Source organism: Arcobacter caeni (assembly GCF_003063245.1).
In the GTDB taxonomy this organism is placed as follows: domain Bacteria; phylum Campylobacterota; class Campylobacteria; order Campylobacterales; family Arcobacteraceae; genus Aliarcobacter; species Aliarcobacter caeni.
Window position 1 is genome coordinate 13,212 of the sequence record NZ_MUXE01000011.1, and the last position, 16,716, is coordinate 29,927.

The 16,716-nt window shown below is 27.9% G+C and carries 12 protein-coding genes; 6 read left to right on the forward strand and 6 right to left on the reverse strand.

Annotation, left to right across the window (positions count from 1 at the left end; all coding sequences use genetic code 11):
* The first annotated feature begins 14 nt into the window (after positions 1-14).
* The 5 genes from B0174_RS08080 to B0174_RS08100 all read left to right on the forward strand — a co-directional run bounded on the left by B0174_RS08080 (position 15) and on the right by B0174_RS08100 (position 7,304).
* Positions 15-2,534: an aldolase/citrate lyase family protein gene (locus tag B0174_RS08080; protein ID WP_108559501.1), complete on the forward strand. Its 2,520-nt coding sequence runs from the start codon at positions 15-17 to the stop codon at positions 2,532-2,534.
* Positions 2,535-2,544: 10 nt separating this feature from the next.
* Entirely contained in the window at positions 2,545-3,618 is a 1,074-nt protein-coding gene (locus B0174_RS08085) for a MaoC family dehydratase (protein ID WP_205663512.1), read from the forward strand.
* 30 nt (positions 3,619-3,648) lie between these two features.
* The gene (locus B0174_RS08090) at positions 3,649-4,632 is read left to right on the forward strand and encodes an HpcH/HpaI aldolase/citrate lyase family protein (protein ID WP_108559504.1); all 984 of its coding nucleotides are present in this window, start codon (positions 3,649-3,651) and stop codon (positions 4,630-4,632) included.
* Between the two features lie 172 nt (positions 4,633-4,804).
* Entirely contained in the window at positions 4,805-6,298 is a 1,494-nt protein-coding gene (locus tag B0174_RS08095; protein ID WP_108559506.1) for a fumarate hydratase, read from the forward strand.
* Between the two features lie 172 nt (positions 6,299-6,470).
* Positions 6,471-7,304 carry a DUF5718 family protein gene (locus B0174_RS08100; RefSeq protein WP_108559508.1) on the forward strand — a complete coding sequence of 278 codons (834 nt, stop codon included), beginning with the start codon at positions 6,471-6,473 and terminating at the stop codon, positions 7,302-7,304.
* 75 nt (positions 7,305-7,379) lie between these two features.
* Here the strand turns inward: B0174_RS08100 and B0174_RS08105 are convergent, their stop codons facing one another.
* Positions 7,380-10,295, reverse strand: a complete 2,916-nt coding sequence (locus tag B0174_RS08105; RefSeq protein WP_108559510.1) for a methyl-accepting chemotaxis protein — start codon at positions 10,293-10,295, stop codon at positions 7,380-7,382.
* Between the two features lie 123 nt (positions 10,296-10,418).
* Between B0174_RS08105 and mscL the strand changes: the two genes are divergently transcribed.
* Positions 10,419-10,847 (forward strand): large conductance mechanosensitive channel protein MscL, encoded by a 429-nt coding sequence (gene mscL / locus B0174_RS08110; protein WP_108559513.1) that lies wholly within the window; start codon positions 10,419-10,421, stop codon positions 10,845-10,847.
* A gap of 37 nt (positions 10,848-10,884) precedes the next feature.
* Here mscL and B0174_RS08115 read toward each other — a convergent pair whose 3' ends face one another.
* The 5 genes from B0174_RS08115 to flhA are packed head-to-tail and all read right to left on the reverse strand — an operon-like array spanning position 10,885 to position 16,710.
* Positions 10,885-11,448, reverse strand: coding sequence for a flavin reductase family protein (locus tag B0174_RS08115; protein WP_108559515.1), 564 nt, complete (start codon positions 11,446-11,448; stop codon positions 10,885-10,887).
* A 12-nt stretch (positions 11,449-11,460) separates the two neighbouring features.
* Positions 11,461-11,685, reverse strand: a complete 225-nt coding sequence (locus B0174_RS08120; protein WP_108559516.1) for a hypothetical protein — start codon at positions 11,683-11,685, stop codon at positions 11,461-11,463.
* Complete coding sequence (locus B0174_RS08125) at positions 11,676-12,902, reverse strand: MFS transporter (protein ID WP_108559518.1); 1,227 nt, start codon at positions 12,900-12,902, stop codon at positions 11,676-11,678. Before B0174_RS08125 ends, B0174_RS08120 begins: the two co-directional genes overlap by 10 nt.
* Positions 12,844-14,550 carry a molybdopterin-dependent oxidoreductase gene (locus B0174_RS08130; protein WP_108559520.1) on the reverse strand — a complete coding sequence of 569 codons (1,707 nt, stop codon included), beginning with the start codon at positions 14,548-14,550 and terminating at the stop codon, positions 12,844-12,846. Before B0174_RS08130 ends, B0174_RS08125 begins: the two co-directional genes overlap by 59 nt.
* 48 nt (positions 14,551-14,598) lie before the next feature.
* A complete protein-coding gene (flhA, locus tag B0174_RS08135; RefSeq protein WP_108559522.1) occupies positions 14,599-16,710 on the reverse strand; it encodes a flagellar biosynthesis protein FlhA in 2,112 nt (703 codons plus the stop codon).
* Between the last annotated feature and the right edge of the window lie 6 nt (positions 16,711-16,716).

The window sequence follows — 16,716 nt, forward strand, 5'->3', positions numbered from 1 at the left end:
AGGAGATTATAATTATGAGTTCAAATATTAAAATAGAAATACCTGAATTTTTAAACATCGGGTTTGCTTGTACATCTGCTCATGTGGGAACACCTAAAGAGAATAGTGTTGCCATGATTATCGAAGATGATAAATTAGGTACAGATGAAATAACTTATAAAGATTTAGCAACTAAATCTGATCAAGTTTGTAATTTCTTTACTGGAATTGGATTAGAGCCAAGAGATAGAGTTTTAGTTTGTTTAAAAAACTCTCTTGCTTACCCTATTTCGTTTTTTGGAACTATGAAAGCTGGAATCATTGCCGTTCCAACTTCTACACTTTTAAGTGGTAGCGAAGTTAAATATCTTGCAGAAGATTCACAAGCAAGAGCTATTGTATTATCAGCATCTATGTATGAAAATTTACTTCCATACTTAGAAAATCTTGATAACTTAAAAACAATTGTTATTGCTGGAATTGACAGCGTTGAAAATATCAAAAAGCCAAAAGATATTAATGTTTATTCATTAAATGAAATTTTTGCATCTACTGACAAAACTCCAAATCATTATAATTCTAAATCAGGTGAACCTGCATATTTAGTTTATACATCAGGAACAACTGGTTATCCAAAAGGTGTTTTACACTCTCATAGATCACTAGTTGGAAGAACACCTGCAACTAAATTTTGGTTTGATTTTAAAGAAAATGACAGAATCATGCATTCTGGTAAATTTAACTGGACTTATGTTTTAGGATCTGCATTAATGGATCCATTATTTAATGGTCATACTGTTATTGCTTATGAGGGTTCAAATGATGCCTCAACTTGGATTAATTTAATTAAAAAGCACCAATGTACTATATTTATTGGAGTTCCAACAATTTATAGACAAATTATTCAAAAAACAGATTTTACTTTAGCTGATTGCCCAAGCTTAAGATATTGTATGAGTGCTGGGGAGCATTTATCTGATGAAATGCTTGGACTTTGGAGAGAAAAATTCAAACAAGATATTTATGAAGCAATTGGAATGAGTGAATGTTCTTATTATATTTCTCACTCAAAGAATAATCCAATTAGACCAGGAAGTGCGGGATTCGTACAACCAGGACATACTGTAAAACTTTTAGATCCAGATACTTTGGAAGAAGTAGTTGATGGTGAAGAAGGAATGATTTGTATTGGTGAAGATGATCCAGGATTATTCTTAGAGTATTGGCAATTAGAAGAAGAAACTGCAAAATCAAGACATGATGGATATTTTTTCACAGGTGATTATGCTAAAAAAGATGAAGATGGATATATCTGGTTCATTGGTAGAAAAGATGATATTATCAATACTTTTGGATTTAGAGTATCTCCACATGAAATCGAAAGAGTTGTAAAAACTCATGATGCAGTTGCAGATTGTGTTGCTTTTGGTTTAGATATTGGTAAAGATAAAACAATAGTAGCAATTGCAGTTATTGGACATGAAGAATTATCAAAAGAAAAACAAGCAGAAATTTTAGCTTTTGCTCAAGCTAACTTAGCAAAATATAAAGCTCCAAAAGAGATTTTTGCAATGCTTGATTATCCAAGAACTAAAAATGGAAAAGTTTTAAGAAAACAACTTGTTAAACAATTACATGAGCAATATCATGCAATTGAAACAGGAACAAAAGTAGTTGAATATAAAGCAAGAAGATCAATGTTATTTGTACCTGCATATAATAAACATAATGTTGAAAAAGCTCGAACAGTACTTGCAGATGCTGTAATTTTTGACCTTGAAGCAATTTTACAAGAACAAAGAGAAGCTGGAAGAGCTGTAATTAGAGAAGTTTATAAAGAGAGTGGTTCTAAATTTGGTGAATCAGAAAGAGTTCTTAGAATCAATAACTTAGGTTCTGAAGATTTAAGAAAAGATTTAGAACTTGCAAAAGAGATTGAAATTGATGGTTTATTATTTTCTAAAATTCAATCAAAAGAAGATGTTTTAGAAGCAGTTAAATTAACAGAAGAAGTAAATCCTAATATATCTTTAATGATTATGATTGAAACTCCTTTATCTGTTTTAAATATTCATGAAATTTGTGCAGCATCTCCTAAAGTTGAAGTTGTGGTTGTTGGTTCTAATAAACTTGCAAATAGACTTCATATTGATGTTAAAAAAGGTTCAAAAGCGATGTTTAATTACTTATCGCAAATTGCATTAGCATCAAAAGCTTATGGAAAAACTGTAATTGATGGACCACATTTTGATGTTAATGATGAGTTCGCTTGTGAAGATTCAACAAAAGATGCCTTTAATCTAGGATTTGATGGGAAATCACTGATTCATCCTGTTCAAATTGAATATATTAATGATATTTTTACTCCTAAACAATCAGAAGTTGAAGATTATGAGAATATGATTGCAAAATATGAAGAAGCTGTAAAAGAAGGTAAAGAAGTTATTTTACATAATGATAAATTAGTAGATTCTTCAAGAATTAAATGGGCTAAAAAAATGATCACTTTATATGAAACATATAAAGCTTTAGGTCAAAACCTATTTAATAAATAAGGGAGTAAATTTGTCAAAAATAAGCAATAAAATTAATTTTGGTAACTTTTTTGAAGATTTTTCAATCGGACAAAAAATAGTTCATCCACTTCCTAGAACAATAAGTGATGGTGATGTATCTTTATACATCGCTTTTACTGGTTCAAGATTTGCTCTGCACTCTTCTGATACAGTTGCAATTGAAATGGGATATTCTAAAAAACCAATTGATGATATGTTAATGTTTCACCTAACATTTGGAAAATCTGTTCAAGATGTATCTTTAAATGCAATTGCAAACTTAGGTTATGCAGAGATGTCTTTTCCTAATCCAGTTTACGTTGGTGACACAGTTTCTATGACATCAACTGTAATTGGATTAAAAGAGAATTCAAATGGTAAAAGTGGAGTTGTTTATGTTCACTCTATTGGTGTAAATCAAAATTGTGAAGAAGTTTTAAATTTCAAAAGATGGGTTATGGTTCATAAAAAAGATAAAGAGACTTTATCAAATATTAACGAAGTTCCAACTTTTGCAAAAACAACACCAATTGCAGATGTAATAAATATTCCAACAATCAAAACTATAGATACAGATGCAAGTGGTGGAAAATATTTCTTTGAAGATTATGAAGCTGGTGAGAGATTAAATCACCCTGAGGGAATTACTATTGATAATAGTGATCATACATTAGCAACAAAGTTATATCAAAACAATGCAAAAGTACATTTTAATGACCATATGATGAAAAGTTCACCGATGGGTCAAAGACTTATGTATGGTGGAATCATTATTTCAATGGCAAGAGCTCTTTCTTTTAATGGTTTACAAAATGCACAATGGGTTTATGCTATTAATAGTGGAGCTCATGCAAACCCTACATATGCAGGTGATACTATTTATGCATATACAGAAGTTATTGAAACAATAGATGTAAATAGAGAAGATATTGGATTATTAAGACTTAGAACCGTGGCTATTAAAAACCAAGTTTCTAAAGAGATTGAAAATCCAAAAAGTGAAGATGGTAAATATTTACCAAATGTTGTTCTTGATTTGGATTATACAGTTGTAATTCCAAAGAAAAAAACTGAAAAAAAATAATAAAATTTAAATTTAACAAAAGGAAATAATATGACACACCCTAATGAAGCACTATTTGGTTCTGGAGACAACTTACCAATCATTCCATCATGCGAACACTTTGCAGGTAGCGAAAAGCTAATCTTAAAAGGTTTTGAAATGCAAAAAAAACTAGGACCTGTTTTTGATATTACTTGTGATTGTGAAGATGGAGCTGAAACTGGTAAAGAAGTTGCACATGCGCAAATGATTGTAAGAGTTGTAAATTCAGATGCAAACCCTTATGCAATGGCAGGGACAAGAATTCACGATTTTGATCATCCAGATTGGAGACAAGATATTGATATTTTAGTACCAGGTGCTGGAGAAAAATTAGCATATATTACTATTCCAAAATCAACTTCTTACGAAGATGCAAAAACTCAAGTTGAATATATCCAAGAAACTGCAAAAAAAGCTGGTATTAAAAGAGAAATCCCAATCCATGTTTTAATTGAAACTCATGGTGCTTTAAGAGATGTTGAAAAAACTGCAACTTTACCTTGGGTACAAGTTTTAGATTTTGGTTTAATGGACTTTGTTTCAGGTTACCAAGGTGCAATTCCTGCTTCTAATATGAGAAGTCCAGGTCAATTTGAACATAGATTAATTGCTGCTGCTAAAGCTAAAGTTGTTCAAGCGGCACTTTCTAATCATATTATTCCTTGTCATAATGTTACACTTGATTTAAAAAACCCGTACCAAACTTACAAAGATGCAGAAAAAGCAAGAAATGAGTTCGGATTTATGAGAATGTGGTCAATTTACCCAACTCAAGTTCAAGCTATTGTTGATGCAATGAAACCAGATTTTACTGAATTAGAAGCTGCACAAAATATTTTATTAGCAGCTCAAGATGCTGAGTGGGGACCAATTCAATATGACGGTGAATTACACGATAGAGCAACTTACAGATATTTTTGGGAATTAGTTCAAAGAGCAAACTTCTCTGGAACAAAATTACAAGATGAAGTAGTAAAAAGATTCTTCTCTTAATCCTTTTAACTAAAGACCAAATGGTCTTTAGTTATCTTCTACAATTTAAACTTTTTTTAAATGAGAAAAGTTCACACTTATATTAAATAAAATCTCTTTTATTTAATAAAAAAAGATTTTTTTCATCTGTGCATTGGTATAATAATTAAATTTCTAAAGTAAAAGGAAAAAAATGAAAGTAATTAAACAACAAGATATTATAGATAGTATTGCTGATGCCTGTCAGTATATTTCATATTTTCACCCAGAAGATTTCGTAAAAGGAATGGTTGAAGCATATGAAGTAGAAAAAGGTGAAGCTGCTAAAAATGCTATTGGACAAATTCTAATAAACTCTAAAATGTGTGCAATGGGGCATAGACCTTTATGTCAAGATACAGGAAGTGTTAATATTTTTATCAAAGTTGGTTTAAATGCTAAACTTGAATTAACAAAAGAGTTAGCTGATGTATTAAACGAAGGTGTTGCAAAAGGTTATACTAATCCTGATAATACTTTAAGATACTCTGTAGTTTCAGATCCTGCTGGAAAAAGAACAAATACAAAAGATAACACTCCTGCTGTTATTCATGTTACTGTTGATAATTCTGATGAATTAGATATTACAGTTGCTGCAAAAGGTGGTGGAAGTGAAAATAAATCTAAATTTGCAGTATTAAATCCAAGTGATTCAGTTTATGACTGGGTTATGGCAAATGTTAGAGAAATGGGTGCAGGTTGGTGTCCTCCTGGAATTTTAGGAATTGGTATTGGTGGAAATCCAGAAAAAGCAATGTTATTAGCAAAAGAGTCTTTAATGGGTCATGTTGATATTCATGAGCTAAAAGCTAGAGGTCCTCAAAACGCATTAGAAGAATTAAGACTAAGACTTTATGAAGATATTAACAAAGTTGGTATTGGAGCTCAAGGACTTGGTGGATTAACAACTGTTTTAGATGTTAAAATCTTAGATTACCCATGTCATGCGGCATCACTTCCTGTTGCTATGATTCCAAATTGCGCTGCAACTAGACATATTCACTTTAAATTAAAAGGTGGAAATGGTCCAGCTGTATTTGAAAGACCAGATTTAGATTTATGGCCAGATATTGAACTTCCAATGGATACTATTAAAAGAGTAAATATTGCAGATTTAACAAAAGAGAATTTATCTCAATTTAAATCAGGTGATACTTTATTACTTTCTGGAAAAATTTTAACAGCAAGAGATGCAGCTCACAAAAAAATCGTTGAGTACAAAAATGCTGGGAAAGCACTTCCAAATGGTGTTGAATTAAAAGATAGATTTATTTATTACGTAGGACCTGTTGATCCTGTAAGGGATGAAGCTGTTGGACCTGCTGGTCCTACTACATCTACAAGAATGGATAAATTTACAAAAGACATGATGGAAATTGGAATCATGGGAATGATTGGAAAAGCTGAAAGAAAACAACCTACTATTGATTTAATTAAAGAGTATAAATCTATTTATTTAATTGCAACTGGTGGAGCTGCTTATTTAATTTCTCAATCAATCAAATCTGCAAAAGTTTTAGCTTTTGAAGAACTTGGTATGGAAGCAATTTATGAATTTGATGTAAAAGATATGCCTGTTACTGTAGCTGTTGATACGCAAGGTGTTTCAATTCATACAACTGGTCCTGCTAAATGGAGAACAATTTAATTTAAATTGCAAAAGGCTTTTGCCTTTTGTGATTCTGCTTAATTATAACTTTGTATTATCTCTTTTCTAAAATAATTCTTATACTAATAAACTATATTCGATTTTTGACTTTAAGACAATACAATAAATGCTATTCTTCAAGCAATAATATAATACATAGGAAAATAATAAAATGTTATTAGATGATTTAAAAGATTATTTGGGTTTTGCTGTTGCTGGAAATTTTGCTAATCACTTAGGTGAAGCTGGTGAAGCTGATGAATTTGCAGTAATTAAAACCGAAGAAAAAGATGCCCCAAAAGGAATGTTTCCTTTTTATATAAAAGACCATAATAGTTTTTTAGGAACTTATCCAATATGTGATGAAATCATTTTAACACATGGAAGAGAAAATGAAAATCTCCAAGTTGAAGCAGAAGTTGCTTTGATTTGTGATTTTGAATATAAAGATGGAAAAGTAGTTGATATTATTCCCAAATATTTTTCAGCCTTTAATGACTGTTCTATAAGAGTAAATAATGGTGAAAAATTAAGTACTAAAAAAAACTGGGGAACAAATACAAAAGGTATTTCTCAAGATATTATCGAAATTGATAACTTTACTGAAAAAGGAATTTTAAGTAAATATCATATCTCTTCATTTATCAAAAGAGATGGAATTGTTTATGATTATGGAACAACAAGTGCTGTAAAATCATACAGTTATTTCTTTCATCAATTAAAAGATTGGATGATTCATAAATTAAATACTCAAGAAGATTGTGGACCATTAGAAGAGTTAACTCAATTTATGTTTGATGCAAAAAATGCAAAAGGTATTTTAATAGCAGCTGGTGCCACAGCTTATACAGAATTTGGAAAACATAACTTTCTGAAAAAAGGTGATGAGATTTTTGTATATGTTTATAATGCCCATGCACACAGTTTCTTAGATATTATGAATGATATGTGTGGAATGGATATTTATTTAGGACAATGTTCAAAACTTCATCAATATGTTCAATAAAATAAGGCTTTTTGCTTTGTTTTATTGAATATTAAATATATACAGTTATATAGAATTATATAGCAATATATATAACTATATATTTTTCTTAGCTTTTAAAGAATCAATATATAAAATATCATTTAAACTATCAAAAACTTTTATTGTAGAATCTTCAACAAAAGCAGATACTTCTCTTAAAATTTTATTTTCTATCTTTTTGGCATTATTATCCATATAAACTTGAATATTTTGATGTACATCCTCATGATTTTGTTTTAGTATTTCCCACTCTTTTACTTTTGTAAAATCCTTTTTTTCATTCTCGCAACGAGTAATCCATTTTCCCATATCACAAGATTTACAATCTAAAACTGTACAATTTTCAAATGTATCTAAAGTTGAGAAATATCTTTTTTTAAAACTTATATGATCATTTTTATATTTTGAAATTTCTTTCATTAAATCAATATTTTCAACCATTTCATAATATTTCTTATCTATTTTTGCTTGAGCTGTAATTTGCAATAATCTAGTTGATAATTTAGAAACTTCTTTTGATAAAGTATCTATATTCAAAGCAGTTGAAGCATTTTTTTGAGTTGCTGTATCTAATCTCGAGATTGTCTCATTTATTTGAACTATTCCAATTTCTTGCTCTTTACTAAATTGCGTAACACTTTGTATAATATCTTTTGTCTGAGTAATTTTTGAAGTTAAGCTCTCATATCCTATTATCATATCTTGAGCTATTTGTTTACCTTCATTTGATTTAACACTTGCGCTTTGAACTAAATTTTTTATTTCCTTTGCTGCATCTGCACTTCTATTTGCAAGATTTCGCACTTCTGCTGCTACGACTGCAAATCCTTTTCCTGCTTCTCCAGCCGTTGCTGCTTCTACGGCTGCATTTAATGAAAGAATATTTGTTTGAAATGCTATTTGGTCAATTATAGTAATTGCTTCATTTATCGCTTTTACTTTATCGTTTATCTCATCCATAGAAGTTGAAGTTTTAAGAGCAAAGTTACTTCCAATATTTGAAGCTTCGTTTACTTCATTTGCTATTTTCATCATCCGATTCATATTTTCATTATTATTTTTTATATTTGAAGTTATTTGTTCTAAAGCTGCTGAACTTTGCTCCAAAGAACTGGCTTGTTCACTTGAAGATAAAGCAAGTTCATTTGAAGAAATAGTTAAAATATTTGTATTATTTTCAAGTTCCATTCCAGCATTTGTAATCATTGCAATTAATTCAGATGATGAATGTCCTAAAAGTAAAGTTGCTGTACACAATGTGCCAAAATCTCCATACATTCCTCTTTTTTGGACTTCATCTAATTTGAATAAATAGTTTGATTGACTATAACTATTTAATAAAAGATTTATATTGTCAATTTTTAGTTTTGTTCTATTTAACATTTTGTTTATAATAAATCTCAAATCTTCTATATCTTTTGTAACTGCTTTTTGTTTTATAGTATATTCAAAAAATCCATTATTAACTTTTTCCATTACATCTGAAATCTCTAAAACTACCTTTTTATCTTGTTCTTGTATTTGTTCAATTTTTATAATTTGTTTATTCATTTCTTTTGTCATAATAGCAAATTCATCATTTCCTTGAATATCATGCAATATTACATCATCTTTTTCTTTCATTGAATATGCTAAGAATTCATTTAAATTAACTTGAAATTTATTCATTGATAAAACTAGTTTTTTAGTCATCAAAACAATACTAAAGATTATTGTTAAGATTAAGATTGTTATAAAAAGTAATTCATACATTATTTGATTTCTAAAATTTGATATTTCATCATTTACATATAAAATTAGATTATCAAATAGATTATTTTCTTGATTTATCAACATCATTAATTTATTATTTGAGCTTTGTTTCCAATTTAAATCTATTCCATAAATGCTATTTGATAATTTATCAATTGCATTTATTGCTTTTTTATTATCAATTTTTTCTTTAGAAGAAATTTCACTTGTATTTAAAAGAATTAAATCAAAAGTATCTCTTATTTGTTTTAATAACTCTTTTTCTTCGTTACTTGTTGATTCAAATTTCTCATAAGTTTTAATTACTTTTAAAACCAAAGAGTGTTTTGCTTGTATTTTATTTACCAAGTTTTCATCTTTTGTTTCTAAATAATCTTTATAAAAATGAATCAAACCACCATAACCACTAAATTCTTTTATTTTAAGCATAAAATCATTTTTTTGAGTTTTTAGAAATATCACTTTTCTCATATTATCCATCTGTTCAAAATCTTTTGATGAATATATTTTCTTTAAATCTTCTAACTTTTCTTTAAAAATATTCTCTTTTATAATTTCTAAATACAAATTTTGTTTTGAAACAGAACTTATAAAACTATTAAAATCATCTCCTGTAATATTTCCAACATTAAAAATATTTCTAATATATTCTTCTTCATTAAATGATTTTTCAATTAATTTATTAAAAGCAATATATGATTGTGAATATTTTGACAAATTCCCAATATTTGAATAACTAAGTAATTCATCTATAAAATATGTCAAATTGTCTATTTCAGAAGTATAGTTTTTTTCTAAATCTTGTTTACTAATTTGTAAATTTATACTTTTTTGTCTTATTTCAATTATATTTTTAATACTTTTTTCGAAATTAGAAATTCTTTTAGTAAATTCTTCATTTTTTGAAAAAGTGTATCCTTTTAAAAAATTATTTAATTTATTGATTGATTCATCACTTTTAATAATTTGGTTTTTATATTCACTATCAAACTCTTTTGCGTAACTTTCCAAAAAAAGGATTGAGATACTTCTCTCTTTTTGCAAATCATGAATTAAAGATGAAATATTTTTCAAAAAATAAAGATATTCTAAACTCTCATTCATTTCTAAATTTTTTTGATATTTATCATAAACCGAATTAAAAGATAAAATTAATATTGCAGCAATGGGAAGCAACAATATTAAAAATATCTTATTTTGTAGTTTTAAATTACTCATTTTTTACCTTCTAAAAATTTTCAGCAATATATCTTCCTTTTCTTACAATTTGGTTACCAACTCATTATTTTATTATCAATAAAGATATTTTGATTATAATTCAAAAAAACATTAGGAGAAAATATGTTAAAAGAGTTTAGAGACTTTCTTATAAAAGGAAATGTTGTTGATATGGCAGTTGGATTTATTTTTGGAGCTGCATTTGCAACATTAATAAAATCACTTGTGACAAACATAATTATGCCTCCAATTGGATTATTACTTGGAAGAGTTGATTTTTCACAATTATTTATATCATTAGATGGAAATTCTTATGCCACATTAGCTGATTTAGAAAAAGTTGGAGCTCCTGCTATTAAATTTGGTTTATTTGTAAATGATACGATTTCATTTGTAATTTTAGGTTTTGTTATGTTTATGTTTATCAAATCATATAATAAACTAAAAAAGGAAGATATTGTAGTTGCTAAAACAAAAGTTTGTAGTGAATGTGCTATGGAAATTCCAGTTGCTGCAAAAAAATGTGGACATTGTGGAAATACAGCTGTATAAACAGTAAAAATATTAAAAGGCTATTTTAGCCTTTTAATTATAAATCAACTAAAGCTTTAAAAGCAACGCCACATCTTCCGATATTTTCTACATTTATATGATTTCTTTCATTAATTCTATCATCATCAATATATTGGTATTTTAACTCTAAAATAATAGGCGTTATATCTCCTTTTATTTCATAAGTATCATAATATTCACAAAACATTGCACTTTGAGAGCTAGCAATCATAGGAGGAAATCCATCCATAATTTCTTTTACTTCAATTTCGAATTTTTCAATTTCACTTTCATCTTTTTTTAGTTGTATTGCACATTTTTGAACTTGTTCAACATTGTCTTTATTTACAAAACAAATAGTTGCTTTTTTTGTTTTTAAAATATTTGCCAAAGAATCTTTTGGACTTCCATCATCTTTTTGCCCAATTGCTACAAGTAAAAGTGCTGGGTTTGAAGAAATAGGAATAAAATAAGAAAAAGGTGCAGCATTTAAAACACCATTATCATCTGTTACAATCCAAGCAATTGGTCTTGGAATTACAGTTCCTGACATAATTTTATATCTATTTAAATCGTTTATATCTTTGTAATCTAAAATCATTTATTTCCCTTTTTATATCTTAAATTCTTGTTCAACACTTTTTGCCATTACATCACCTTTAAAAGTTAAAAAAGAGTCACCAATAAATTGTTCATTTTTGAGCTTCTTTAGTAGCTTTTTTCCCTCTTTTAAACTGAACAATCCAGTATTTTCTAGTTTTAATACAACATCATTTAAAGACTCATTTTCTTCTTTTTTTAATATTGCAAGTAACAAAACTTTTTCATTTATATCCATTTTAAAATCCTTGTGTAATAAAAAGCAAAAGCAAAAAAACATACTCCCAAAAGAATAGTAATTATATCTACAGAAGTTAAACTTGCCATTAATCCTATAAACAAAGTTGTAAGTACACATGAAAACATAAATAACATATCGTTGTATGAAATAACTCTTCCTATGTATTTTTCATCACAATTATTTTGTAATAAAGCATAAGTAAATGACCATAAAGTCGTAGTACTTAAACCCACAACAAATAAAGCTATCAAAGAAATATAAAAATCATTTTGAACAAATCCCCATAAAATTATTGCAAATCCTTGAAAAATCATTAAATAGTGCAAGTTCTCTTTTGTAACATATTTTGAGATAAATATAGGTCCAAACATTAAAGCAACAGCTCTAGTTGCATTTGATAATCCAATTGCCAAAGGAACAGAAATGATATATTTATATTCATTTTTCGCTAAAATAGTAATAAGTGCATCAAAAGAAGTAAGTCCAACACAAGAGTGCAGAAATATTAAATGTAAAATAATTTTATTGTTTTTAATATAAATAAATCCATCTTTTATAAGTTGAAGAATTTTATCACTTGTAGTACTTGCCTTTACTACAAAATCTATTTTTATAAAAATCATTAAAGCAGTAAAAAATATAAAAGCATCTATTACAAAAGCTGCTTTTATTCCATAAGAATTTACTACAAATCCACTAATTGCCATACCAAAAGCATAAGTAAATGACCAAATTATTGAGTGAATCTCATTTGCCATTTGAAGAGGTTTTCCTCTTAACAGCTTTGCTAAAAGTGACATTTCAGTTGAAAAAAACATAGATGCTGCACTCATTCTAATGAAAATAAAAATCATCAAAAGCCAAAGTTGGCTTTTATCATCTATTGTTAAAAATAAAATTGTCATTAATAATTCTGTAGCCAAAAGAGTAATCATCAAAGGTTTTATCTTTACTCTATCAATAATAGCACCTGAAAATGGAGCAATTAAAATAGCTGGTAAAAAGTGCATTGCAGTTACAACTGAAATTGCCATTTCACTCGAACCAAAATCCACAAGCATAGTATATATAGCAACATTTGAAAACCATGCACCAAAATATGCAATAAATTGCACCAACGATAAATCTCTTATTATTTTATGCTGTAAAAAAAGTTTACGATAATTCAATTTGAACCAACACTTCTTGATACATTGCAGAATTAGAAACTTCATCTTCTAACGCTGGAGTTAGATAGTTTGCATATTTATTTCCCGTAAAGAAAAATGCACAATTTGATTTTATATTATCATCTATTTTTACAATAAAATTTGCATTTCCATATTTTGAAGATACTCTTACTACATCATCATTTTTAAAATTTGTAGATGAATGTAAATAAACAAAATCATCTTTTGCAAATTGTGAATTTAATGAATTTTTACTTTTCCCTGTAATATAGTAAAAATTATCATCTTTTTTTTCTTTATATAATGGTTCTATATCTATATCTTCAATAAATTCAAAAGTATCAAAATCTTTTAAAATCGGTTTATGATTTTCATAATAAGAAATAACTTCATCTTCTGTTTTTAATTTCTCTAAGTTAAACTCTTCTATTAAAAAGCTTGTAATTTCATATTCACTTATTGTATTTTCATCTTTTAATTTAACCACATGTGAAATTGATTTTAACTCATGACCATAAGATAATCTAACATCTTTTTTTGATAAAAACGAACTTGATGGAATTATTAAATCTGCATATTCACAAGTCTCATTTAAAGTTGTTCCAAAATAAACTACAAAACTCTTTTTTAAACCATCTATTACTTTTTGAGTATTTGGAGCTGATACAACAGGATTTGCGCCTTGAATAAAAACCAAATCATAAGAGCCAAAATCAACTGTTGGAATTGAAACTTTTTTATTTGTTCCTTTTGTTTCAAATTGATTTTTATATCCAAAAGCAGAATCACTTAAGTACCAAACTCCACCTGCTTCTTTTTTATGATAACCCATATAAGCAGCAAATGAATCAATACATCTAGTTATTTGAGCACCTTCAAAATATTTTTGAACACCTAGTCCTAACATAATAGCAACACTTTTACCTTCAATCAAATCAAAAAAATCATTTACTAAAGTAAGAGGAACTCCTGTTGTTGATTCATAAGAAACAATAGGTCTATTTCTTGCAACATCAAAAAACCAATCAGCTCCACTTCCAAATTCTTCAATAAATTCATTATCTTCTAAATCTTGCATATATGCAAATCTTGTAAAAAGAAGTGCTAATTCATGGTCGGTTTTTGGATTTATTTGCATATAGATTTTAGATTTTTTTGCAATATCTGTACAAACAGGATCGATTGTCACAAAGGTTTTATCTTTTACAAGATTGTATAAATGAGATGAAGTAACTGAAAAATTTCTTCCCCAAACTACTATAATATCTGCATCAAGGAGTTTTTGAAGAGGAGGATTAACTACATTTCCTCGCCCTATTTCAATTCCTGTTCCTCCACCGCCATCACACAAACTTCCTTTTGTTAAAGTTGAACCATATTGCGTAAAAAAGTTTTTTGTCGCATTTTGCATAACACCAATATTTCCACTTCCTTTATAAAAAAGTGTTTTCTCTGGCTTTGTATTTTTTAATTTATCAACTAATATATCCAAAGACTCTTTTAATGATATTTGCTTTTGCTTAAAAATTGAATTTTTTAGATTTTCTTCTTTTAATAAATTTGCAAAGTTTATACAAAGTTTTCCATTTGTAGTTTCGTGTTCTTTTGAACCTTTTATATTTTCATCTATTATTTCTGCTTGACATGCATCATAACAATCCATGGGACAAGCAACTTTATTATTTAAACTCAATTTTTATAACCTTAAAATATTTTTATATCTTTATTATTTTTATATTCTTTAGAATTCTAAAGTTCCCTCAATTGCGAAGTTTGCTCTTGAATCCAATTCAGCATGTGATAAAACTGAAACTTGTAAACCAAATTTTTCATAAATTTCTGATATTCTTTTTCGTAGAACTGGATCTACAACCATTGTAATTTTAGAAAAACCTTTTGCTTCTATATCATCTAAAAGTTTTTTTGTTTTTGTAACTAAATTATTAATTTCTGCTATTGAAATCATCAGTTGAGAAACTCCATGATGCTCTTGAAGTTTTCCAATAAACTGCTGTTCAAGTTCAGGTTTTATTGTAATAATGTGTAAAATTCCGTCTGTATCTTTATATTTTTGAGTAATAAGTCTATAAAGTTTAGCTCTTACATGTTCAAGTAAAATCTCAGGAGCTTTAGTAAACTCAGCAATATCAGCCACTGCTTCAATAATTGTTAACATATCAATTATTGGAATTTTTTCATGTAATAAATCTTTACAAACTTTTAATAATGAACCATAAGAAGTAACTTTCATAGCTTCATCAATTACAATAGGGAAATCTTTTTTAATTCTTTCAATAATATCTACAATATCTTGTCTTGTAATAATATCTTCTGCATGTTTTTTAATAATTTCAGAGATATGTGTAGAAATAATTGTTGGTGCATCTACAACAGTAAATCCTTTCATTAAGGCTTCTTCTTTTAATTCTGTTGAAATCCAAGTCGCATCAAGATTAAATACAGGTTCTTTTACCTTTAATCCTTCTAGTTTTTCATTTGCTAATCCGCCCATTGCAAGAAGTTTATCTACTTCAACTTTTCCTTTTACAAGTGGAATTCTTTTTAAATATAATTGATACTCATTTGGATTTAAATTTGCATCATCTGAGATTCTTATTTGTGGTATTACAAAACCTAATTCACTAGCTATTGTTTTTCGTATTGCTTTAATTTTATCAAGTAATTCTGAATTTCCTTGAACTAATTGTAATAATCGAATTCCAAGTTTTAGTTCTAAAACTTCTAATTTCATTATATTTTCAATAGTTTGAGATTCATCAGCAACCGACATACTTTTCTTTCTTTCTTTTAATGCATTAACATCATCAACGACTTTTGGTTTAATAGCATCTGTTTTAAAGAATCGAGTAAGTGCATTATCTTTTTTATCATTTATCATAGTTATTACATAACCTGTAAATATCATTAAAAAACCCATTACCATCAAAATACCAGTTGGGAAACCTGGAATAAACCCAAATAAAACTAAGCCAATTCCTAGTAAAATTAATGATTTACTATCTTTTACTAATTGAGAAATAGATTGATTAGCAAAAGTTTCTTCATCCATATTAGACCGGGTAATAATAATAGCAGTTGCAGTTGATAAAATAAGTGCAGGAATTTGAGCTACTAATCCATCTCCAATAGTTAAAATAGTGTAAACTTCTCCAGCTTCATTAATACTCATATCATGTTGAAAAAGACCTATTAATATTCCTCCAACTAAGTTTACCATCGTAATGATAATACCTGCAACTGCATCACCTTTTACGAATTTTGAAGATCCATCCATCGCTCCGTAAAAACTTGCTTCTGAAATTAGGATTCTTCTTCTTTCCTGAGCTTCTTTATCATCAATAAATCCAGCATTTAAATCCGCATCAATAGCCATTTGTTTACCAGGCATAGAATCAAGTGTAAATCTAGCAGTTACCTCAGCAACCCTTGTAGCACCTTTTGTTACAACCATAAAATTAATAAGTACTAAAATAATAAATATAATAATACCAATAACCATATTTCCACCAACAACAAACTCTCCAAACGCAGCAATAATTGAACTTACAGCGTCTACTCCATTATGTCCTTGACTTAAAATAGATCTTGTTGTAGCAATATTTAAAGACAGCCTAAAAAGTGCAAATATTAAAATAAGTGTTGGAAAAGTTGTTAAGTCTGAGGGTTTTTGAATATATAAAGATATTAACAAAATAAGTATAGAAATTGATAGAGATATTACCAAAAAGAAATCTAGGATTTCTTTTGGTAAAGGTACTATTATAATTAATAATATTGCAACAAATAGTGCAACAACTATTAAATCTTTTGAAAATATCTTTTTTATGTTCATTTATTA